This window comes from Xanthomonas sp. NCPPB 3583 (assembly GCF_041475715.2).
In the GTDB taxonomy this organism is placed as follows: domain Bacteria; phylum Pseudomonadota; class Gammaproteobacteria; order Xanthomonadales; family Xanthomonadaceae; genus Xanthomonas; species Xanthomonas euvesicatoria.
The window spans coordinates 3,724,746-3,747,474 of record NZ_CM191263.1 but is presented as its reverse complement, the minus strand read 5'-3'; the positions used below and the strand labels follow the sequence as shown (position 1 = coordinate 3,747,474).

Annotated in this window: 16 protein-coding genes and 1 other RNA gene; 11 read left to right on the top strand and 6 right to left on the bottom strand. The window is 67.0% G+C overall.

Annotation, left to right across the window (positions count from 1 at the left end; translation table 11 throughout):
• Positions 1–261: 261 nt before the first annotated feature.
• On the bottom strand, positions 262–1,221 hold the full coding sequence (gene cysK, locus ACCQ07_RS16190; protein WP_011348421.1) for a cysteine synthase A: 960 nt from the start codon (positions 1,219–1,221) through the stop codon (positions 262–264).
• Positions 1,222–1,237: 16 nt separating this feature from the next.
• The gene (gene cobA / locus ACCQ07_RS16185) at positions 1,238–2,440 is read right to left on the bottom strand and encodes a uroporphyrinogen-III C-methyltransferase (RefSeq protein ID WP_372164249.1); all 1,203 of its coding nucleotides are present in this window, start codon (positions 2,438–2,440) and stop codon (positions 1,238–1,240) included.
• A 164-nt stretch (positions 2,441–2,604) separates the two neighbouring features.
• Between cobA and ACCQ07_RS16180 the strand changes: the two genes are divergently transcribed.
• The 3 genes from ACCQ07_RS16180 to ACCQ07_RS16170 all read left to right on the top strand — a co-directional run bounded on the left by ACCQ07_RS16180 (position 2,605) and on the right by ACCQ07_RS16170 (position 4,238).
• Positions 2,605–3,588, top strand: a complete 984-nt coding sequence (locus ACCQ07_RS16180) for a LysR family transcriptional regulator (protein ID WP_008574681.1) — start codon at positions 2,605–2,607, stop codon at positions 3,586–3,588.
• A gap of 8 nt (positions 3,589–3,596) precedes the next feature.
• On the top strand, positions 3,597–3,878 hold the full coding sequence (locus tag ACCQ07_RS16175; protein WP_008574682.1) for a hypothetical protein: 282 nt from the start codon (positions 3,597–3,599) through the stop codon (positions 3,876–3,878).
• 87 nt (positions 3,879–3,965) lie between these two features.
• A complete protein-coding gene (locus ACCQ07_RS16170) occupies positions 3,966–4,238 on the top strand; it encodes a hypothetical protein (protein WP_218496948.1) in 273 nt (90 codons plus the stop codon).
• Positions 4,239–4,720: 482 nt separating this feature from the next.
• On the opposite strand, the gene ACCQ07_RS16165 is transcribed toward ACCQ07_RS16170, so the two are convergent.
• Positions 4,721–5,917 carry a sensor histidine kinase gene (locus ACCQ07_RS16165; protein ID WP_031424111.1) on the bottom strand — a complete coding sequence of 399 codons (1,197 nt, stop codon included), beginning with the start codon at positions 5,915–5,917 and terminating at the stop codon, positions 4,721–4,723.
• A gap of 303 nt (positions 5,918–6,220) precedes the next feature.
• Between ACCQ07_RS16165 and ACCQ07_RS16160 the strand changes: the two genes are divergently transcribed.
• The 3 genes from ACCQ07_RS16160 to ACCQ07_RS16150 all read left to right on the top strand — a co-directional run bounded on the left by ACCQ07_RS16160 (position 6,221) and on the right by ACCQ07_RS16150 (position 10,457).
• Positions 6,221–6,658 (top strand): DUF2946 family protein, encoded by a 438-nt coding sequence (locus tag ACCQ07_RS16160; protein WP_008574685.1) that lies wholly within the window; start codon positions 6,221–6,223, stop codon positions 6,656–6,658.
• A gap of 194 nt (positions 6,659–6,852) precedes the next feature.
• On the top strand, positions 6,853–8,856 hold the full coding sequence (locus tag ACCQ07_RS16155; RefSeq protein WP_209261419.1) for a TonB-dependent receptor: 2,004 nt from the start codon (positions 6,853–6,855) through the stop codon (positions 8,854–8,856).
• On the top strand, positions 8,856–10,457 hold the full coding sequence (locus tag ACCQ07_RS16150; protein WP_071118479.1) for a PepSY-associated TM helix domain-containing protein: 1,602 nt from the start codon (positions 8,856–8,858) through the stop codon (positions 10,455–10,457). Before ACCQ07_RS16155 ends, ACCQ07_RS16150 begins: the two co-directional genes overlap by 1 nt.
• 126 nt (positions 10,458–10,583) lie before the next feature.
• Here ACCQ07_RS16150 and ACCQ07_RS16145 read toward each other — a convergent pair whose 3' ends face one another.
• The 3 genes from ACCQ07_RS16145 to ACCQ07_RS16135 form a co-directional block, all read right to left on the bottom strand.
• Positions 10,584–11,309: a phosphoadenylyl-sulfate reductase gene (locus ACCQ07_RS16145; protein ID WP_031424105.1), complete on the bottom strand. Its 726-nt coding sequence runs from the start codon at positions 11,307–11,309 to the stop codon at positions 10,584–10,586.
• The gene (gene cysI, locus ACCQ07_RS16140) at positions 11,306–13,012 is read right to left on the bottom strand and encodes an assimilatory sulfite reductase (NADPH) hemoprotein subunit (protein WP_372363455.1); all 1,707 of its coding nucleotides are present in this window, start codon (positions 13,010–13,012) and stop codon (positions 11,306–11,308) included. Before cysI ends, ACCQ07_RS16145 begins: the two co-directional genes overlap by 4 nt.
• 123 nt (positions 13,013–13,135) lie before the next feature.
• Positions 13,136–14,983 (bottom strand): assimilatory sulfite reductase (NADPH) flavoprotein subunit, encoded by a 1,848-nt coding sequence (locus ACCQ07_RS16135; protein ID WP_277573664.1) that lies wholly within the window; start codon positions 14,981–14,983, stop codon positions 13,136–13,138.
• A 179-nt stretch (positions 14,984–15,162) separates the two neighbouring features.
• On the opposite strand from ACCQ07_RS16135, the gene cysD reads away from it, so the two are divergent.
• The 5 genes from cysD (at position 15,163) to ACCQ07_RS16110 (ending at position 22,644) form a co-directional block, all read left to right on the top strand.
• On the top strand, positions 15,163–16,071 hold the full coding sequence (gene cysD / locus ACCQ07_RS16130) for a sulfate adenylyltransferase subunit CysD (protein ID WP_218531566.1): 909 nt from the start codon (positions 15,163–15,165) through the stop codon (positions 16,069–16,071).
• Positions 16,072–16,088: 17 nt separating this feature from the next.
• Complete coding sequence (gene cysN / locus ACCQ07_RS16125) at positions 16,089–18,047, top strand: sulfate adenylyltransferase subunit CysN (protein ID WP_371892572.1); 1,959 nt, start codon at positions 16,089–16,091, stop codon at positions 18,045–18,047.
• Between the two features lie 61 nt (positions 18,048–18,108).
• A non-coding RNA gene (locus tag ACCQ07_RS16120) (sX9 sRNA) lies at positions 18,109–18,183 on the top strand.
• Positions 18,184–18,451: 268 nt separating this feature from the next.
• Complete coding sequence (locus ACCQ07_RS16115; RefSeq protein ID WP_011348408.1) at positions 18,452–19,522, top strand: efflux RND transporter periplasmic adaptor subunit; 1,071 nt, start codon at positions 18,452–18,454, stop codon at positions 19,520–19,522.
• Complete coding sequence (locus tag ACCQ07_RS16110; protein WP_011348407.1) at positions 19,519–22,644, top strand: efflux RND transporter permease subunit; 3,126 nt, start codon at positions 19,519–19,521, stop codon at positions 22,642–22,644. The genes ACCQ07_RS16115 and ACCQ07_RS16110 overlap by 4 nt, the downstream gene beginning before the upstream one ends.
• Positions 22,645–22,729: the final 85 nt, after the last annotated feature.

Below are 22,729 nucleotides of genomic sequence, written 5' to 3'. Positions count from 1 at the left end.
TTCCTTGACATGGACGGGAGTGCGGGCGTCCCGACATCCGGAAAACCGGGCGGATGCTGCGCCCAGCGCGAGGCGTGCCGGGCACGTGTCACGCCTGGTCTCGGCAATACCGCGTGCGCCTTCACCTCGGGGCGGTCACGGATCGTGGGCACGACGTGGCCGCCGCGACGCCGCGTCTTTCGGCGCAAGTGCACTGTTCGGCCGGGGCCAAAAAAAGCCGCGCATTGCGCGGCTTCGGGCCTGGTCATCGACTGCGCCCGATCAGGGCAGTCCGGCCAGCCAGTCGTCGTCGGAGCCTTCGTTGATGTCGGCAAAGAGCGGGGTCGAGAAGTAGCGTTCGCCGGTGTCCGGCAGCATCGCCAGGATGACGGCGCCAGATGCGGCGCCTTCTGCCACGCGCAGCGCGGTGGCGACGGTGGCACCGCCGGAGATGCCGGTGAAGATGCCTTCTTCGGCGGCCAGGCGCCGCGCGACGGTGATGGCGTCGGTGTCTTCCACGCTCAGAACCTGGTGGGCGGCCTCGCGGTTGAGCACCTCGGGCACGAAGTCCGGCGTCCAGCCCTGGATCTTGTGCGGCTTCCAGTCCTGGCCTTGCAGCAGGGCGGCGCCAGCCGGCTCCGAGGCGGTGATGCGCACTTCCGGTCGCGCAACGCGCAGGACCTCGCCCACGCCGGTGAGGGTGCCGCCGGTGCCCCAGCCGGTGACGAAATGGTCCAGCCGGTGGCCGGCGAAGTCACGCAGGATTTCGGCAGCGGTGGTGTTGCGGTGGTAGGCCGGGTTGGCCGGATTGGCGAACTGGCTGGCCAGGAACCAGCCGTGCTGTTCGGCCAGTTCCTTGGCTTTACGCACCATGCCGCTGCCGCGCTCGGCAGCCGGGGTCAGGATGACCTTCGCGCCGTAGGCACGCATCAGCTTGCGGCGTTCGATGGAGAAGGTTTCCACCATGGTGGCGACGAATTTGTAGCCGCGCGCTGCGGCCACCATCGCCAGTGCCACGCCGGTGTTGCCGGAGGTGGCTTCGACGATGGTGTCGCCGGGCTTGAGCAGGCCGCGTTGTTCGGCGTCGAGGATGATCGCCAGCGCCAGCCGGTCCTTGACCGAGCCGCCGGGATTGAACGATTCGACCTTGACGTACAAGGTCACGTTGTCCGGGGCGAGGCGTTGGAGCTTGACCACCGGGGTGCGGCCGATGGTGTCGAGAATGTTGTCGTACAGGGCCATGGGGTCTCCGTCGGGATCAGGCTGCGTGGGCCAGTGTGGGCGTGTGGGGCGTTGCGCCGGGTGAGTACGGCGGCAAGGCGCTCAGCGGCGCGCTGCCGAACCAGTGCAGCGTCTGCGCCAGCGTCGCCACCTCGCCCAGGATCAGCAGCGCCGGGGCGGCCACGGCATGCTGCCGGGCGCTGGCGGCCAGGCTGGCGAGCGTACCGGTGATTATGCGTTGCTGCGGGCGCGAGCCGTTTTCGACCAGCGCAAACGGGGTGGAGGCTGCGCGCCCGGCCTGCAGCAGGCGCTGCTGGATGGCGTCCAGGCCGGCCACGCCCATGTAGAAGGCCAGCGTCTGCCGCTCCTGGCCGAGCGCCTGCCAGTCCAGCGTGTCCAGCGAATCCTTGCAGTGCGCGGTGATCAGGCGCAGCGATTGCGCGTGGTCGCGGTGGGTGAGCGGGATGCCGGCATACGCAGCGCAGGCGATGGCGGCGGTGATGCCGGGAATCACCTGAAAGCCGATGCCGTGCGCGCGCAGGAATTCCAGCTCTTCGCCGCCGCGGCCGAACACGAACGGGTCGCCGCCCTTCAGCCGCACCACACGGCGACCGGCGCGGGCGTGGTCCAGCATCAGGGCGTGGATCTGTTCCTGCCGGGTGCTATGGCCTTGCGCCGACTTGCCCACCTCGATGAGGTGCGCGCCATGCCGAGCCAGGCGCAGGATCTGCGGGCTGACCAGGCGGTCGTGCAGCACCACCTCGGCCTGACGCAGTGCGCGCAGCGCATGCCGGGTGAGCAGGCCGGGATCGCCGGGGCCGGCGCCGACCAGGCTCACGTTGCCGGGTGCCAGCGTGCCGATCGGGCTGCGCGGTGCGGGGGAGCGCGCAGGAGCCGTTGCGGACGCCGCAGGCGTCGCGATGTGGGTCAGCAGCCGGCGGGCGCTGGCCGCATGGCGCAGGGCGTCGTTGAGCGCTTCCGATTCGCTGGCGGCGATGGTGAGCCACAGCGGTTGGTCGGGTTGCGCCAGCCATGCCGGGTCGAACCGACCGGCCAACCAGCGCAGCTGCCCGGCCTGCGCCCAGTGCCGCAGCTGCGCCGTGAGCTCGGGCGCGCCCACCAGCGGCAGCGCACCGGCCTGCAGCAGCTGGGCAGTGGCGCGTTCGGCATCGGCACCGCCGCCGACCACCAGGACGGCACGGCCACGCAGGTCGGCAAGCAGCGGGAACGCAGGAGTCACGGTTCGGCAGCATCCTTGAGGGAGGGCCAGACCGTAACGCCGGCTTATAGCCGTCGGAAATGACTTCATCCATCCTAAAAATAGCGTTCGGTTATAAGCTGGCCCGCAGAACTCCTCTACAGTCGAAGTCCTTGTAGCGCCTCGCGCTTTTTTGGATATAAGCCATGACGCTGACCCAACTTCGCTATCTGGTGGCCATTGCCGATGCCGAGCTGAACATCACCCTGGCCGCCGCGCGGGTGCACGCGACCCAGCCCGGCCTGTCCAAGCAGCTCAAGCAGCTGGAGGACGAACTGGGCTTTCTGCTGTTCGTGCGCAAGGGACGTAGCCTGGACGCAGTGACGCCGGCCGGTGTGGAAGTGATCGAGCGCGCGCGCGCGGTGCTGTCGGAGGCCAACAACATCCGCACCTATGCGGCCAACCAGCGCCGCGAAAGCCAGGGCCAGCTGACCCTGACCACCACCCATACCCAGGCGCGCTTCGTGCTGCCGCCGGCGGTGGCGCAGATCAAGAATGCCTACCCGCAAGTGAGCGTGCATCTGCAGCAGGCCGCCGAAAGTGCGGCCCTGGATCTGCTGAGCCAGGGCGATGCGGACATCGCGGTGGTCAGCACCGCCGGTGGCGAGCCGAGCGCCGGCATCGCAGTGCCGCTGTACCGCTGGCGGCGGCTGGTGGTGGTGCCGCGGGGGCATGCACTGGATCACCCGCGCACGGCACCGGACATGCAGGCGCTGGCCGAGCATCCGCTGATCAGCTACGAATCCTCCACTCGGCCGGGCTCTTCGCTGCAGCGCGCGTTTGCGCAGGTGGGGCTGGAGCCGAGTATCGCGCTGACCGCGCTGGATGCCGACCTGATCAAGACCTATGTGCGCGCAGGGCTTGGCGTGGGATTGGTCGCGGAAATGGCGGTCAATGCCTTCGACGAGGACCTGCGCGCCTGGCCGGCGCCGGCGCCGATCGCCGAGTGCATCGCCTGGGCGGTGCTGCCGCGCGACCGCGTGCTGCGCGACTACGCGCTGGACCTGGTGCATGTGCTCGCGCCGCAAATCGACAAGCGCGACCTACGCCGCGTGCTGGACGGCAATCAGGCGCCCAACTGGCCGTTGCCGCCGACCTGGGAATCGTTGACCCAGACCATCACCAGTTGAGCGGCACGATGACCGAGCCCTTGCGCCCCGCACTGAGCAGGCTGTGGTCGCCCGAGCCGGACGGCGGCATGTCGCTGCAGCTGTCGGCCAGCATCGCCGGCCGCGAACATGAGGTGCTGACGGTGCTGGCCGACCCGCGCGACGAAGCGTTATGGGTGGCGGTGCAGGCGGGCAGCACGCGCGTGCAGATCCCGCTGGAAGTGCTGCGCAAGGCGCTGGACGTTGCGGCCGAGGATGTGCATTCGGCCGAGTGGTTCGCGCGCCAGGATGCGGATGCGTCCGACGTCTGAGGCCGGGATATGGGCGGCTAGCACAGCCCACCGGGCAGTGGTCAGGCGATGTGGACGGCGCACGGGAGGGAGCCGGAGTGGACGTGCGTGCATGCCCCTTCCAAACGGTGGCGGCTTGGCCGTGTGATCGGTGCGTTCGCGATGACCTTGGTGCTGCACTGCAGCGCAATCGCCGCAAAAAAATATCCGCAGGATCAATGGGATGCGTGCCTGCCCGGCAGCGCTGCCATGCGTGCTGTGGGTGATTTTCCCTACCCGTGTCAGGGCGATGCAGTCGGCGTCGACCGGGCGCATCAAGTTGCGCGCTGCGTTGTCGAAAACCCTTATAGCAACCATGACGCGACACTCTCGAACGTCTAGGGGTGGACGGCGCAGAGCTGGCGATGCAGGTGATCGCATTGCCGGTGTGTTTCGCGGTGTCGTCGAAGGGTTGCTAGCGCTGTCGCATCACTGTTGCGCGAGGCTGTGCACAGAGCGGCTGGCGCATCCGGGTCCCTGGGGAGAGGCCTGGCGTGCTTGGCGGCGGACCCGGGTCGGGAGCCCGGGTCCGCCTTTTTTATTTCCGCAGCGAGCATCGGTTGAAGATGGAACAGCGCCAAGTCCTGCCCATGCACGGCAGGCAGTGCGCGATCGGAGCCGGTGCTGGATTCTGACACCTGCGGCGAGTTGCCGGGTCTGAGCGGTCGCCACCGAGGCGCGACTTGGCGTGGCGCGGGCAGCTGCAACGTCGGGCCGACGGGATGGAGGGTTCGCGCGTTGAGGTCTGGCCACAGACCGGTGCCCCACTAGGTGAGACCCAGGCGTTTGCCGCGCAGCCCGAATACGCAGCGGGCCACACATTTTTAGGCCAACGGAATCCGCACCGAAAAACAGGTCCCGCCCTGCGGCCGCGGCCGGACGTCCACTTCACAGCCCAACGTCTCGGCAGTGCGATGCACGATCCACAGGCCGATGCCCAAACCGTCGCTGCGCGGGTCGGCCTGGCGAAACGCCTGGAAGACCTGCTCGGGTTGGTCCATGTTCAAGCCGATGCCGCTGTCGATGATCTCCACTTCCGCAAAACCGGGGCGGCGGCGGGTGCCGACCAGCACGCGGCCACGCTCGGTGTACTTGATGGCATTGCCGACCAGGTTGCCGATCAAGGTGGTCAGCAGTGTGGGGTGGCTGCGCACGCGCAGCGAGGTGTGCACATAGCGAAGGGCCAGGTACTTGTCGATGGCCGGTTGACGCCACACGCCGAGGATCGAATGCAGCACGTCTTCCAGCTGCAGTGGCTGCAGGTCCGGCATGGCGGCCTTGCTCGCGGCCGCCAGCGTGGCCAGCTCGTCCAGGCTGCGGCCCACCAGGCTGATCGCATCGCGCGCGGTGACCAGGTTGGGAACGGCGTCGACGTCGGCGTGCCGGCGCATCTTGTCGATGGCGTAGGCGGCAGTGCGCAATGGGGTCTTCAGATCGTGCCCGGCGATGGCCATCAGGCGGCTGCGGTAGCGATCGGATTCCTCGGCGATTGCCAGTGCGCGGCGCAATTCCAGCTGCGCCATGGTCTGGCGTGCCAATGCGCGCAGGGCTTCCACCTGCTCCTCGGTGAGTTGGCGCGGCTGCCGGTCGAGCACGCACACCGTGCCTAGCGGCAGGCCGTCGGGTGTCTTCAACAAGGCACCTGCATAGAAATGCAGCGGCGCCTCGCCGGTGACCAGCGGGTTGCGCGCGAAGCGGATGTCATGGCGCGTGTCGGGCACCACCAGCACATCGTTCTCGAGCAGCGCATGCGCGCACATCGACTTGAACAGCGGGGTTTCGCGCTCGCCCATCCCGAGCTCACTCTTGAACCACTGGCGGTCCGCATCGACCAGGCTGATCAGTGCGATCGGCGTCTGGCAAATGATCGAGGCAAGCCGGGTGATGTCATCGAAGGCCGCTTCGCGCGGGGTGTCGAGAATGCCGTAGCTGCGCAGCGCCTGCAGACGCAATGCTTCGCTGGGGGGCTTGGGTGCGCAGGGAAGCGGTTCGGCCGCTCGATCGGACAGGACGGTACTCATGCGCGCGGCTACAGGGTGGAAGCGGCAAGCATAGGGCATGCCAAGGCCGATCGTGTGCTTGCGGTCACAGAGGCGGGACGAAAGTGTGACTGCCGACCAGGACGGCGGCGCGTGGACGGGGCCGGCATGCGGTAAACGGGCCTGGGGCTGAAGCGGCAGGCCCATCCGGTTCTGGCGCGCCGGCTCCGGCGCATGCTTGGGCGCGGGTCATCCGGGGATGACCGGGACAGCCAGGTGCGACATGCGGTCGCGCATCGGCCGCGACCATCGCCCCGGCCTGCGTGGCGGCTTACACTTCGAGGCATGCTGCGCTTGTCCCGTCGCCACCGGTTGTTGCCCCTGCTTGCCTGTCTGGCGGTGGTGCTGATGCTGGTCGCTCCGCTGATCAGCCGCTGGAGCCAGGCGCAGCCGATCGAGCCGATGTGCATGGGTGCTGCGGCACTGTCTGCAGAGCGCGCGCTGCATGCCGGTCATCGAACCCAGCCGCCCGGTCTGGCTGCGGACGCGCACTCCGGCGCCGTAGTGAACATGCCGCACGCCGGCACCCATGATGCAGCGACGCATGGCGAAGCCTGCGATTACTGCGTCCTGGCCGCACGCTTGCTGCCATTGCTCATCGTGGCGTTGCTGTGCCTGCTGCAACTGCGGCCGACGCCGGCTCCGGTGTTTACCCAGGCAAGCGCACGCTCGGTCTTTCGATGGGCCGCACTCGGCGCACGTGGACCACCATTGGGCGCATAAGGTGGCCCCTGTGCGGGCGTCCACGCAGCAAGGCCCCGTACGCGCCTGAGGTTGTCGGCGCCCTGCCGGGCAGTGCGGGCGACTCGCTTCTTATCGAGTGATGCCGATGTGCGCCGCGATGGTGGCAGCGCACGGCTGTGCGGCCGTGCAGTCACGGCGAAGGGTTGGTCATGCGTTTGCGGTTGTTGAAAACGATGTGGTATGCGCCGTCGTTGGCGCTGGTGTGGGGGCCTGCATGCGATGTGCAGGCGCAAGACGCCGCACTCACGCTGGGCAAGGTGCAGGTGAGCGAACATGCGCAGCGCAGCCCGAGCACGGCACGCGTGCTGAGCTCGGTGGATGTGATCGGCGGCGAGCTGCTGCACGATCAACATGTGGACTACAGCTGGGAACTGCTGATGCGCGCGCCCGGGGTGCAGGTCACCCAGTTCCGCATGGGCACCGATGCGGGGCGCTTTTCGTTCCGCGGATTCAATGGCGAGGGGCGCATCAATGCGGTGAAGCTGCTGATCGACGGCATCCCCAGCAACGATAACGCCGGCGCCATGCCGTACCTGGACGCGGTGTTCCCGCAGGACATCAGCGCCATCGAGATCGTGCGCGGCACCAACGACGCGCGCTATGGCCTGAATGCCATTGCCGGCAGCGTGGACGTGCTCACCCGTACCGGCGGCAACGACGGCCGCTTGAGCGTGACGGCCGGCAGCTTCGATGCGCGCGAGGTGCAACTGAGCAAAGGTTTCGAACAGGGCGCCTGGAGCCAGAACTACGTGCTGGCCTGGCGCGACTCGGACGGGTATCGCGATCATGCCGACGCACGCAAGCGCAGCGTGGCGGGCAAGTGGTTCTACACCGACCCGGACGGCGCATTCCGCGCGGGGCTCACCACGCGGTACTACGACAACCATGCCTTGGAAGCCGGCTATCTGGATGCCGCCACCGCGCGTGCGGCGCCGCGCAGTTCGCCGGACTATGCGCAGAACGACCGAAGCGAGCGTCGTCTGCGCCAGACTGCGTTGCATGCGGACGGTGCGCTCGGTGAGCAGGCGCAATGGAGCGCCAAGGCCTACCAGAACGACTACCGCAACCAACGCTGGGTGCGGTTTTCTGCGGCCGGGCTGCAGCAGGAACGCGATACCGACGAAACCCATCGCGGGCTGCTGCTGCGTAGCAACTGGCAGCCGGACTGGGGTGCGCTGCAGGCCAACCTGGAAGCCGGGGTGGATGCGCAGTGGCAGGCCAACCAATCGCAGCGGTATCGCACGGTGGCCCGTGTGCGCGGGGCACAGCTGCGCGATTGGGACTACGACCTGCGCACGCGTGGCGCGTATGTGCAGGCGGTGCTGACCCCCATTGCGCGCCTGCAGCTGGTGCCGGGGTATCGCATCGATCGTGTCGATGGACAGCTGCACGACGTGCTGGCCGGCAGCATTGCGCCGGTCTACGACTACGGCACCATCAAGCAACCCAAGTTCAGTGCGAGCTACCGCGTGGGCGAGCAGAGCAGCGTGTATGCGAACTGGGGGCGCACCTTCCAGATCGGCAGCGGCGATGGCGCCTACCGTCGCCAGCCCGGCAACCTCGGGCCCTCGATCAACGACGGTTGGGAGACCGGCTTCAAGTTCGCGCCGTCGTCCCTGCTGGATGGGCGCCTGGCGTATTGGGAGCAGCGCGCATCCGGGGAGGTGGCGACCGTTCTCGGCGTCAATGGCGTGGTCGGCATCGGCGATGTGGCCAATGTCGGCCGTACGCTGCGGCGCGGCTGGGATGCGCAGCTCAACCTGCAGCCGGCCGAGCATTGGCGTGCATGGGTTTCGTATTCGCGGCAGAAGGCCAGCATCGTCACGCCCGATCCGAGCGCCCCGGCCACGCGTGGCAAGGAGATCGAAAACGTGCCGCACTGGTTGGCCACCGCCGGGCTGGAGTGGCAGGTCAGTTCGTCGGTGCAGGTGAGCGCCTGGGGCAACGCACAAGGCGATTACTACCTGGAACGCACCAACACGTTGGGCCGCACCGGTGGCTACGCCTTGCTCAACCTGGGCGCGCGCTGGGCGGTGGACGCGCGCAATGCGCTCAGCCTGCAGCTACGCAATGTCACCGATCGCGCGTATGTGTACGCCTGGTACGACAGCGGCAGCTCCGGTTACTCGCCCGGCGATGGACGTGCGTTGTCGGTGTCGTGGGATTGGAGCTTCTGATGCATGCAACGATTGACCACGGTGGCGTGGACGAGTCGCGCCAAGCCAGCCGCTGGCGCTTCTATCGCGCGGTGTGGCGCTGGCATTTTTATGCCGGGCTGCTTGTGCTGCCTTTCATCATCTGGCTGGCGGTGACCGGGGCCGCGTTCCTGTACCAGGACGCCATCGACCGCAGCGTGCACCACGGGTTGAAGGTGGTGCCGGTAGGCGATGTGCGCTTGCCCGCACAGCAGTTGGTTGCCGCTGCACAAGGGCGCTATGGCGGCCGCTTGTTCGTGTACACCACGCCCAAACGCGCCGATGCGAGCGCGGAGATCGGGTTGGTGGATGCGCACGGCGTGCGGCAGGTGGTGTATGTCGATCCGTACAGTGCACGGGTGTTGGGCGCCTTGCCCGAGCACGGCACGCTCAGCTGGACCATCCGCCGGCTGCATAGTCTTGCGCTGGTGGGGCCATATGCCCGCGGCCTGATCGAAATGGCCGGCGGATGGGCCATCGTGCTGGTGCTCACGGGCGTGTATCTGTGGTGGCCGCGCGGGCGACGCGGCGGCGTGATCAGCGTGCGCGGCAAGCCGACACAGCGGCTGTTCTGGCGCGACCTGCACGCAGTGACCGGTGCCGGGGTTGGTGCGATCCTGCTGTTCCTGGCGCTGACCGGCATGCCGTGGTCGTGGCTGTGGGGTGCGCAGGTCAATCGCTGGGTCAATGGGCATGATTTCGGCTATCCCGCCGGGCTGCGCGTGCAGCAGCCGATGTCGCAGCAGCGCTTGACCGACAGTGGCGAGCCGGCATGGTCGTTGCGGCAGGCGCGCCTGCCGGAATCTGTGGTGCCTGCACAGCCAACTGGCGCGGTGGATGAGCACGCGCATGGCGAGCACGCGCGTGCGTTGCAGGTGGGCGACGAGCATCCCGAGCGTTCCCGGCAGGGAGCGCTCACGACAAGCGCAGCGCATGCAGGCCATGAAGAACACGCAGGGCACCTGGCCCAGGCGGAGCACGCGGCCCAACACGCGCATTCGGCAGACAACGCGCATGCCGATCACGGCGATTCCGCTGGATTCGCTGCGCCGGGACGCGGCGCGATCGGTCTGGATGCAGCGATGGCGCGTTTCGAGGCACGCGGCATCCAGCCGGGATATAGCGTGGCGCCGCCGCGTGGTGCGACCGGGGTCTATACCGCGTCGGTGTACCCGGCCGATCTGCAGCGGCAGCGCGTGATCCACCTGGATCAATACAGCGGTGCGGTGCTGCTGGACATGCGTTACCGCGACTACGGGCCGCTGGCCAAGCTGCTGGAATGGGGCATCAACGTGCACCTGGGGCAGCAATACGGCACTGCCAACCAGTTGATCCTGTTGTTCGCCTGCATCGCCATTGTGCTGTTGTGCGTCAGCGCGGCGGTGATGTGGTGGAAGCGCCGCCCCAGCGGGGGCCTGGGTGTACCGCCGTTGCCGGCCGACCCGCGCACGCTACGCGGCTTGATGGTGCTGCTGGTGCTGTGCGGGCTGATCTTTCCGCTGGTCGGCCTGTCGTTGTTGCTGATGTGGGCGTTCGATCGTTACTGGATGCGGCGCACGCACGCCGGTGCCTCGGCGCGGTGACGGGCGCGCCGGTGCATGAGCACGGCGCGCAGTGCACCACCATTGCATCCTGGATGCAGCCTGCCCATGCAGCTGCAGCGCATGCTGGTCAAGCGTCACCCGCACAGGTGCACGTGACCGCTGCCGCTAGATGTCTTCGTGGATGCCGCACTCGCGCTTCAGGCCGAAGAAACGCGTGTCTTCCTCGCGCATGCCGGGCTCCCAGCGACGGGTGGTGTGGAAATCGCCGATGGACACGTAGCCTTGTTCCCAGAGCGGGTGATACGGCAGATCGTGTGCTTGCAGGTATTGCCACACATCGCGATCGGTCCAGTCGGCGATCGGGCTGATCTTGTAGCGCTCGCCGCGCTTCTGCACGATCGGCGTCTGCGCGCGGCCGCCGGACTGGCTGCGGCGCAGGCCGGTAAACCAGGTGCCCACCTCGAGTTCGTCCAGGGCGCGCCGCATCGGTTCGACCTTGCGCAGGTTGTTGTATTGATCGATGCCGACCATGCCCTGTTCCCACAGGCGGCCGTGGCGCGCTTCCATCCAGGCGCGGCTGACCAGCGGGCGATACACCTTGAGGTTGAGCTTGAGTCGCTCGGTCAGGGCATCGGCGAAGCGGTAGGTTTCCGGAAACAGATATCCGGTGTCGATCAAAATCACCGGAATGTCGGGGCGTTGCTGACTGAGCAAATGCAAGGTGACGGCCGATTGCGCGCCGAAGCTGGACGACAAGGCCGCGTTCTGCGGGCCATGCTGCAGCGCCCAGGCCACGCGTTGGTCGGCGCGCAGCCCTTCCAGCTGCGCATTGAGCGCGTCCAGATCGTCGAACGCGGAAGAGGTAATCGATGCAGCGGGCAGCGCGGTCATGCGAGCAATTCCAGGTCGAGGCGACGGTGCGTGGGGTAGGGCGGCAACGCGATCACGCCGGCGCGGTGCAGGAAATCGCCGAAGCCTTCATCGTTGGCGTGGTCGCCTTCGGTGGCATAGCGCGCCAGCAGCGGTTGCAATGCAGCCAGGATCTCCGGCTCGGTGATGTTTTCGCGATACAGCGTATTGAGGCGTTGGCCGCGGCGGTCGCCACCCAGCATCAGGTTGTAGCGCCCGGGGGCCTTGCCGACCAGCGCCATTTCGGCCAAATACGGGCGCGAGCAGCCGTTCGGGCAGCCGGACACGCGCAGCACGATCGGCGTGTCGGCCAGTCCGTGTTGTTGCAGCAGCGGCTGCAGCGCGGCGCTGAAATCGGGCAGGTAGCGTTCGGCCTCGGCCATCGCCAGGCCGCAGGTGGGCAGTGCCACGCAGGCCATTGCGCCGCGCGCCAGGGCGGTGGCGGCGCGGTTGCCGGCATCCAGCGCGTACTGCGCCACCAGCGCGTCAACGCGTGCGCGCTCGCTGGCCGGTACGCCGGCGATCACCAGGTTCTGGTTGGGCGTCATGCGGAATTCGCCGACGTTCAACTGCGCGATTGCGCGCAACCCGCTCAGATGCGCAGCGGTGTCGGTGTCGGCAATGCGACCGGCCGGCAAGGAGAGGGTCAGGTGCCATCGCCCGTCTTCGCCTTCGACCCAGCCATAGCGGTCGCCGTTGTGGTCGAACGCGAACGGCTGCGCCGGTTGCAATGCGAAGCCGGCGCGGCGCGCGATTTCGGCCACGATGGTGTCCAGCCCGTGGTCGTCGATGGTGTATTTGAAGCGTGCGCGCTTGCGCACCGCCCGGTTGCCGAAGTCGCGCTGCGTGGTGACCACGGCCGTGGCGATATCGAGCAACTGGTCGCGGGTGACGAAGCCGATCACGTTGGCCACCCGCGGCCAGGTCTCGGCATCGCCGTGCGAGGCGCCCATGCCGCCACCGATGCTGACGTTGTAGCCCAGCAATTGCCCATCGCGCAGGATGGCGATGAAGCCCAGATCGTTGGCGAAGACGTCCACATCGTTGAGCGGCGGTGCGGCGAAACCGATCTTGAACTTGCGTGGCAGATACCGCTCGCCATAGATCGGCTCCTCCTCGCTGCCGGAGCCGGACACGCGCTCTTCGTCCAGCCAGATTTCGTAGTACGCCCGCGTGTTGGGCAGCAGGTGCTCGGACACGCGCGCCGCATCGGCATACAGCGTGGCATGCGCCTGCGACAGCAGCGGATTTGCGGCCACCTGCACGTTGCGATTCACATCGCCGCAGGCGGCCAGCGTATCGATCAAGGTGGCATTGATGGCCTGCATGGTGGCCTTCAATTCGCGCTTGATCACGCCATGGAACTGGAAGGCCTGGCGCGTAGTAACGCGCAGCGAATGATTGGCATAACGGGTGGCGATGCCATCCAGTGCCAGCCACTGCGTGGGCGTGATCACCCCGCCCGGGGTGCGCGTGCGGATCATGAACTGGTACGCCGGCTCCAGCTTCTGCCGCCGCCGCTCATCGCGGATGTCGCGGTCGTCCTGCTGGTAGCTGCCGTGGTACTTGATCAGGGTCTGATCGTCCTCACGCAACGCCCCGGTCACCGCATCGGCCAGGCTCTGCTGCAACGATCCACGCAGACGGCGGCTTTCGGATTTGATGTCTTCGACGGAGTGGCTCATAACGGGATTCGGCATTCGTGATTGGGGATTAGCAACAGCAAAGCGCGGGCATTACCCACACAGCACAAAGATCGCGGACACCCGCTCTCACGAATCCCCAATCCCCACTCCCCAATCCCGGCACTAATAGACATCCCGCGCATAGCGCCCCTCCACCTGCAATTGGGTGAGATACGCGGCGGCGGTCTCGGCATCCAGGGCGCCGTGAGTGGCGACGATGTCGAGCAGGGCGGCGTGCACGTCCTTGCCCATGCGGGTGGCGCCGCACACATACACGTGCGCGCCGCCTTGCAGCCAGGCATGGACCTCGGCGCCACGCGCGCGCAGGCGGTGTTGCACGTAGAGCTTTTCGGCCTGGTCGCGCGAGAACGCCAGGTCCAGCGCATGCAACTCGCCGCGTTGCAGGGCCAGCTGCCATTCGGCCTGGTACAGGAAATCGGTATTGAAATGCTGGGCGCCGAAGAACAACCAGTTACGGCCCTTGGCGCCGGTTTCCGCACGCTCCTGCACGAAGCCGCGGAACGGTGCCACGCCGGTGCCCGGGCCGATCATCAGGATGTCGCGATCGGTATCGGCCGGCACGCGGAAGCGGTGGTTGGGTTCGATGTACACCGGCGCAGTGTCGCCTTCGGCAAGCGCGGCCAGAAAGCCGCTGGCCGAACCCAGATGCGCATGCCCATGCGCCTGGTAGGCGACCTCGTCCACCGCCAGATGCACCTCATCGCCCACGCGCTTGCGGCTGGAGGCGATGGAATACAGCCGCGGGGTGAGCGGACGCAGCGCGGCGAGCAGGCCGGCGTGGTCCCAATCCGCCGGCCAGCGGCGCAGCACGTCGATCACCTGATGATCGGCGAGCAGCGACGCCAGGCCGGCAGTCTGGGTGGGGGCGAGCAGCGCTTGCAGTTCTTGCGCGCCTGCGCGCTCGGCATGTGCGGTGAGAAACGGCCGCGACAGCTTGGTCAGTTCGCGCTGGGTGGCGAGCCATGCATGCACTGCCAGTGTCTGCTCGCCGACGGTGACGACGGCGTTGCCGTCCAACCGCAATGTCTGCAGCACCGCATCGACCAACGCAGGCGGATTGCGGTGGCGGATGCCCAGCGCATCGCCCGGCTCATAGCTCAGGCCACTGCCTTCCAACGAAAATTCCAGATGACGCACGCGCTTGCCGGGGACCGCGTAGACGCGAAATCCCGGGCCCTTGAAATCGCGCCCGCTGATGATCTGATTGGACAACAGCTCGGCGGCGAACGGCTGCTGCTGCGACCACACCGGCGTGGCCGGGGTGCTGCGCAGTGGCGTGACCGTGGCCGAGTGCAGGCCGCCCTTGAGTTGCTCGCGCGCATGCGTGAGCGCCTGCGCGCGCCATGGCGCGGCGACGCTGTCGATGTCCAGATCGGCTTCGCCGCGCGGCTGCACGCGGCGGCCGCCCAGTTCGGCCAGGCGCTCGTCGATGCGTCGGGCGATACCGCAAAAATCGGCATAACTGGAATCGCCCAGCCCCAGCACTGCGTACTTGAGCTCGGGCAGCTTGGGCGCGCGACGGCTGGTCAGGAATTCCACCAGGCCGATCGCATCGTCTGGCGGGTCACCTTCGCCCTGGGTGCTGATCACCACATACAACAGCCGCTCACTGGCCAGCTCGCGGGTGGGGTAGGCGTCGGCGCGCAACAGGCGCACGCTCAGACCTGCGGCTTCGGCCTCGGCGGCCAGGTGCTCTGCCTGGCGACGCGCGTTGCCGGTCTGGCTGCCGTACACCACGGTCAGGCGCTGGCCTTCCAGGGCGATTGCCTGTGCTTGTCCGCCCGGCAACACGGCCAGCGCGCGCGGCGGATGGCCCTGCGCCAGCCCGGCGGTGTAACCGGACAGCCACCACAGCGATGCGGTATCCAGGCCGTCGACCAACCGGTCCAGCAGCGCCTTGCGCTCGTCGGGCAAGGGGCTGGGCGGTAGCGCGGAACTGGCGGCGGTCATTCGGATCCGGGGGATTTGATGAGAGGGACGATGTTAGGGAAGCGTTGCGCCCACCAGAAAGGAATTGCCGTTATCGCGTTATGCCGGGCGCTTATTTCGCGCAGTCATCGGGGCGGCACACACTGCAGCGCCTTGCCCTACCATCGGCTGGTCTGCCCGCCGACACCCACGACATTCTGATGACCCTGCCGCCGCTGTCCCATCTCGACCGGCTCGAAGCCGAAAGCATCCACATCCTGCGCGAAGTCGCCGCCGAGTTCCGGGCTCCGGTGATGCTGTATTCGGTGGGCAAGGACAGCTCGGTGCTGCTGCACTTGCTGCTCAAGGCGTTCTCGCCATCGCGGCCGCCGATCCCGCTGCTGCATATCGATACACGCTGGAAGTTCCGCGAGATGATCGCCTTCCGCGACCGCCGCGCGGCCGAGACCGGCGTGGACCTGCGCGTGCACATCAACCCCGACGGCGTTGCGCAGGACGTTGGCCCGATCAGCCACGGTGCCGCCGTGCACACCGACATCATGAAAACCCAGGGCCTGAAGCAGGCCCTGGAGCACGGCGGCTTCGATGCGGCGATCGGTGGGGCACGCCGCGACGAAGAGAAATCGCGCGCCAAGGAGCGCGTCTTTTCGTTTCGTACCGCACGCCACCGCTGGGACCCGAAGAACCAGCGCCCGGAGTTGTGGAATCTGTACAACGCGCGCACCGGTCCGGGCGAAAGCGTGCGCGTGTTTCCGCTCTCGAACTGGACCGAGCTGGACATCTGGCTGTACATCTACCGCGAGAAGATTCCGGTGGTGCCGCTGTACTTCGCCGCCCCGCGCCCGGTGGTGGAGCGCGACGGCGCCTGGATCATGGTCGACGACGCGCGCCTGCCGCTGCGCCCTGGCGAAACCCCGCAACTGCGCTCGGTGCGCTTCCGTACGCTGGGCTGCTACCCGCTCACCGGCGCCATCGACTCCGAGGCCGACACGCTGGAAGCGGTCATCGCCGAAATGCTGGTCAGCACCAGCTCCGAGCGCCAGGGCCGCATGATCGACCACGCCCCGGGCGCATCGATGGAACAGAAGAAGCTTGAGGGGTATTTCTGATGGGCAGTGAATGGGGAATGGAGAATGGGGAATCGCAACAGCGGTTGCCGGAAGACGTCACGTTGGCGGAGAACGCTTTTGCGATTCCCGATTCCCGACTCCCAATTCCCGGCACCATCGGCGCCTACCTCCAGCAACACGAATCCAAGCCGCTGCTGCGCTTCATCACCTGCGGCAGCGTGGACGACGGCAAGAGCACGCTGATCGGGCGGTTGCTCTACGACAGCAAGCGCTTGTTCGACGATCAGCTTGCCGCGCTGGAAAGCGATAGCCGACGGCATGGCACCCAGGGCGGGGGCATCGACTATGCCCTGCTGATGGACGGGCTGGCGGCCGAACGCGAGCAGGGCATCACCATCGATGTGGCCTACCGCTATTTCGATACCGACCGGCGGAAATTCATCGTGGCCGATTGCCCCGGACACGAGCAGTACACGCGCAACATGGCCACCGGCGCGTCGACCGCCGATGTGGCGGTGGTGCTGGTGGATGCACGCAAGGGCCTGCTGACGCAGACCCGCAGGCATAGCTACATCGTGTCGTTGCTGGGCATCCGGCATGTGGTGCTGGCGGTCAACAAGATGGACCTGGTGGATTACGACGCGCAGGTGTTCGCCGACATCGCAGAAGGCTACACCGCACTTGCCGCGCAGCTGGGCATCGCCCAGGTGCAGTGCATTCCGCTGTCGGCGCTGGCGGGCGAAAATCTGTCCAGCGCTTCGACGCAGATGCCGTGGTACGGCGGCCCGCATCTGCTGCAGCACCTGGACACCGTGCAGTTGGAGTCGCCGGATGCTGGTAGCGGCCTGCGCCTGCCGGTGCAATGGGTCAACCGCCCCAACGCGCAGTTCCGTGGCTATGCGGGCACGATTGCCGCCGGCCAGGTGCGTGCGGGCGATGCGGTGGTGGTCGTGCCGTCCGGGCGCCGCACGCAGGTGGCAAGCGTGCGCGATGCCAACGGCGAGGTCGACAGCGCACGCGCCGGGCAGGCAGTGACGCTGACCTTGCGCGATGAGATCGACATCAGCCGTGGCGACATCATTGCCGCCGTCGACGACCCGCCGGAGGTGGCCGACCAGTTCGCCGCGCATCTGCTGTGGATGGACGATGCTGCGTTGCTGCCCGGCCGCCCGTACTGGCTCAAGATCGGCACCCGCACCGTGACCGTGAGCATCAGCGAGATCAAGCACAAGGTCGATGTGAACACGCAGGAGCGGCTGGCTGCCAAGCGCCTGGAACTCAACGAGGTGGGTTACTGCAACCTGGCACTGGACGAACCGATCGCGTTCTCGCCTTACGCGCGCAACCGCGTGCTCGGCGGATTCATCCTGATCGACCGCCAAAGCAATGCCACCGTGGCCGCCGGCACGCTGGAATTCGCGTTGCGCCGCGCCGGCAACGTGCACTGGCAGCATCTGGACGTGGATCGCAGCGCACGTGCGCGCATCAAGGGCCAAGCGCCATGCGTGCTGTGGTTTACCGGGCTGTCGGGGGCCGGCAAGTCCACGGTCGCCAACCTGGTCGACAAGCGCCTGCACGCGCTGGGCTATCACACCTTCATCCTGGACGGCGACAACGTGCGCCACGGGCTCAACCGCGACCTGGGCTTCACCGACGAAGACCGCGTGGAAAACATCCGTCGCGTGGCCGAAGTGGCCCGGCTGATGGCCGATGCCGGCCTGATCGTGCTGGTGAGTTTCATTTCGCCATTCCGTGCCGAGCGGCAGCTGGCGCGCGAACGCTTCGACCAGGGCGAGTTCGTCGAGGTCTTCGTGGACGTGCCGCTGGCCGTTGCCGAAGCGCGCGATGTGAAAGGGCTGTACCGCAAGGCGCGCGCCGGGCAGATTCCCAATTTCACCGGGATCGACTCGCCGTACGAGGCACCCCAGAACCCGGAGATCCATCTTCACGCCGATGGTGAGAACGTAGAGGCGCTGGCGCACCATGTGCTCGAATATCTGGGGCTGGAACGCTAAGCGCGGCTAGTAAAACTCCTGCGCAGCCGCGAGGCGGGCGCGGCCGGTGCTCGGAATCGGCATGTACCACTCGTACACTCCGGTCCTGTGCGCCGTCCGCACCCACCTGACGACTGCTCGCTACGTTTTGTTCGCCGCTCTAAGCGCGGCGAACACGACAGGGCATGCGGTCGTCAGGCAAACGCGGTGCGTGTACGCAGCGGCGGTGTATGACCCCATACACGCCGTTATTGCATACCGGCGGCGCCCGTCTGGCGAATGCGCGGCCAGGTGCTGGCCGCGCTGACCAGCGCATCGTGCCAAGGACAGCAAGGGTCTTTGGTCATGGTGCAAAGCGCGCCCTTTCTGTCAATTCATGGCGGCTAGGTCGGTAAACTTTCGACGTACCCCGCCAGGATGTTCTGATGCCTGTTCTGCCCAGCGCGCGCGTTTGCGCCGCGCTCTTGTTGGCCGCTGTCCTGGCCGGTTGTAGCCGTCAGGCCAGCACGCCGGCCGCCGCCAAACCCATTCCGGTCTCGGTGCAGACGGTGGCCACCCAACCCTGGAACTCGACCGTGCAGTCGATCGCCACCGTGCGTGCGCGCGAATCGGTGGCGCTCACCGCCGCGGTCAGCGATGTGGTGGAGCAGGTGTATTTCGACAGCGGCGACGAGGTCAAGGCCGGGCAATTGCTGCTGCGTCTGCGCGGCAATTCGCAGCAGGCGGCATTGACCGCCGCACAGGCCACCTTCGAAGAGACCGACCAGTTGTACCGCCGCCAGTTGAGTCTGGTTGGCCAGCAACTGGTGGCCAAGTCCACCGTGGACACGCAGCGCGCGCTGCGCGATGCCGCACAGGCGCGGGTGCAGCAGATGCGCGCGGAAATCACCGACCGCGAAGTGCGCGCGCCGTTTTCCGGTGTGCTGGGCATCCGCCAGATCAGCCCTGGCTCGCTGATCACCTCCAGCACGGTGATCGCCACGTTGGACGATGTAGCGCGCATGTACGTGGATTTCCAGGTGCCGGAATCGCAGTTCGGCCTGGTGCAACTCGGTAATGCCGTGAGCGGCAGCGCGGCGGCGTATCCGGGCGCGCAGTTCCAGGGCGAGGTGGTGACCATCGATTCGCGGATCGATGAGACCACGCGCTCGGTGACGGTACGTGCGGATTTCCCCAACGACGATCGCCGGCTGCGTCCGGGCATGCTGCTGGATGTGCGGCTGTTCCAGCCGGCGCGGCAGGCGGTGGTGATTCCGGAAATTGCGGTGGTGCAGGTGGGGCGCGAATCGTACGTCTTCCGGGTCAAGCCCGACAGCACCGTGGAGCGCGCCGATGTGCGGCTGGGCGAGCGCCGCGACGGCAAGGTGGAAATCCTCGAAGGCATCAAGGCCGGCGAGCGCATCGTAGTGGACGGCACCGGCAAGCTGCGCCCGGGCCTGAAGATTGCCGATCAGGCCGCGCCCGCAGCGCCCCGCCCGCAGGCGGCCGCACAATGAAACTCTCCGACCTGTCGATCACCCGCCCGGTGATGGCGGTGGTGATGAGTTTGCTGCTGATCGTGCTGGGGGTGATGTCGTTCACCCGCCTCACGCTACGCGAGTTGCCGGCCATCGACCCGCCCATCGTCTCAGTGGATGTGGAATACACCGGCGCCTCTGCCGCAGTGGTGGAAAGCCGCATCACCCAGGTGCTGGAAGACGCGCTGGCCGGCATCGAGGGCATCTCCACCATCGAGGCGCGCAGCCGTAATGGCTCCTCCGACATCAGTATCGAGTTCGTGCAATCGCGCGATGTGGAAGCGGCCGCCAACGACGTGCGCGATGCGGTCAGCCGGGTGTCCGACCGCATGCCCGACCAGGCGCGTCCACCGGAGATTTCCAAGGTCGAAGCCGACGCCGACCCCATCCTGTGGCTCAACATGAGCTCCAGCACGATGGACACGCTGCAGCTGTCCGACTACGCCGAGCGCTACGTGGTCGACCGCTTCTCCAGCCTGGATGGCGTGGCGCAGGTGCGGATCGGCGGGCGCCAGCGCTATGCGATGCGCATCTGGCTGGACCGCGACCAATTGGCGGCACGCGAACTCACCGTGGCCGATGTGGAAGCGGCGCTGCAGAACGAAAACGTCGAGCTGCCCGCCGGCAGCATCGAATCGGCGCAGCGCGATTTCACCTTGCGCGTGGAGCGCAGTTATCTCAAGCCCGAAGATTTCGCCAAGTTGCCGTTGAACAAGGGCGAGGGCGGTTACGTGGTACGGCTGGGCGATGTGGCCAGGGTGGAGCTGACCTCGGCCGAGCGGCGCGCCTATTTCCAGAGCAATGGCGTGCCCAACGTGGGGCTGGGCATCGTGCGCAACTCCACCGCCAATGCGCTGGACGTGGCGCGCGAAGCGCGCGCGCAGGCCGAAGAAGTGCAGAAGTCGCTCCCGAAGGGCACCAACATCTTCGTTGCCTTCGATACCACCACCTTCATCGATGCGGCGGTGGAGCGCGTGTATCACACGCTGGTGGAAGCGGTGGTGCTGGTGCTGGTGGTGATCTGGGTGTTTCTGGGCAGCGCGCGTGCCGCGCTGATTCCTGCGGTGACGGTGCCGGTGTGCCTGATTGCCGCATTCATTGCGCTATACGCCTTCGATTTTTCGATCAACCTGCTCACCCTGCTGGCCTTGGTGCTGTGTATCGGCCTGGTGGTGGACGACGCCATCGTGGTGGTGGAAAACATCCAGCGCCGGATCGATCTGGGCGAACCGCCGCTGGTGGCCGCCAAGCGCGGCACCGGGCAGGTGGCGTTCGCGGTGATTGCGACCACGGCCGTGCTGGTGGCGGTGTTTCTGCCGGTCGGTTTTCTGGAAGGCAATACCGGGCGGCTATTCCGCGAATTGGCGGTGGCGCTGGCGGCGGCAGTGGCGATCTCGGCCTTCGTGGCGCTGACGCTGACGCCAATGATGTCGTCCAAATTGTTGCGCGCGCACGGGCAGGCCAAGCCCAATCGCTTCCACCGCTGGTTCGATGGGCGCATGCAGGCGGTATCCGGTGCGTATGGGCGCTCGCTGGAGCGGCATGTGCACCGCACCTGGATCTTTGCGCTGTTGATGCTGTTGGCGCTGGGCGCCAGCGCATGGCTGATGGGCCGCATTCCTTCCGAACTGGCGCCGGCCGAAGACCGCGGCAATTTCCAGATCATGATCGACGGCCCGGAAGGGGCCGGCTTCGATTACACGGTTGGGCAGATGCATCAGGTGGAAGACATCCTGCGCCCCTTCGTGGGGCCGGACAAACCCATCGTGCGCGCCAACCCGCGCGTGCCTGGCGGCTTTGGCAGCAGTGAGGAAATGCACACCGGCCGGGTCAGCGTGTTCTTGCAGGATTGGGAAAAGCGCTCCCGCCCCACCACCGAAGTGGCCGATGAGGTGCAGCAGAAACTCAATGTGCTCAGCGGCGTGCGTGCGCGCACGCAGGTGAGCGGCGGGCTGGTGCGTAGCCGTGGACAACCGTTCCAGCTGGTGCTGGGCGGGCCGGATTACGCGGAGATTGCGCAATGGCGCGACCGCATTTTGCAGCGCATGGAAGCCAACCCCGGTCTGGTCGGCCCCGACTCTGATTACAAGGAAACCCGCCCGCAGATGCGCGTCAATATCGACCGCCTGCGCGCGGCCGATCTGGGCGTGCCGGTCACTGCCATCGGCGGGGCGCTGGAAGCGTTGATGGGCTCGCGCCGCGTCACCACCTTCGTCGACAACGGCGAGGAATACGACGTGATGCTGCAGGCCGGGCGCGAAGGCCGCATGTCGCCGGAAGACCTCACCGCCATTCGCGTGCGTTCCAACCGTGGCGAACTGATCCCGCTCTCCAACCTGGTGACCTTGAGCGAAGTGGCCGAAGCCGGCACCTTGAATCGCTTCAATCGCCTGCGTGCGATCACCATCACCGCCGGCCTGGCCCCGGGCTACCCGCTTGGCGATGCCATTGCCTGGGCGCAGCAGGCCGCGCAGGAAGAACTTCCCGAATATGCGCAGGTGGACTGGAAAGGCGAATCGCGCGAGTACCAGCAATCGGGCAGTGCGGTGTTGCTGACCTTCGGCATGGCGCTGCTGGTGGTGTATCTGGTGCTGGCCGCGCAGTTCGAAAGCTTTGCGCACCCGTTGGTGATCATGCTCACCGTGCCGTTGGCCGTGCTGGGCGCGCTGGTGGGGCTGTGGCTGACCGGCGGCACGCTCAATCTGTTCAGTCAGATCGGCATCGTGATGCTGGTGGGGCTGGCGGCCAAGAACGGCATCCTGATCGTGGAATTCGCCAACCAGTTGCGCGACGAAGGGCGCAGTGTGCATGCGGCCATCGTGGAATCGGCATCGGTGCGTTTGCGCCCGATCCTGATGACCTCCATTGCGACGGTAGTCGGCGCGATTCCGCTGGTGGTAGCCGGTGGGCCTGGCTCGGCCAGCCGCGCCACCATCGGCGTGGTGGTGATCTTCGGCGTCTCGCTGTCCACGTTGTTGTCGCTGTACGTGGTGCCGGCGTTCTACAGCCTGATCGCGCCGTTTACCAAGTCGCCCGAAGCGGTGGCACGCCAGCTGGAAACCCTGGAAGCGCAGACGCCGTCGGTGGGTGGGCATGCGTGAGCGCGGCCGGCAGCGCAACGGCTGCCGGCGTTCGTCGATGCAGGGGAATGTGTCAGGCCATCGACGTGCTGGGCCGGTGTGTGCA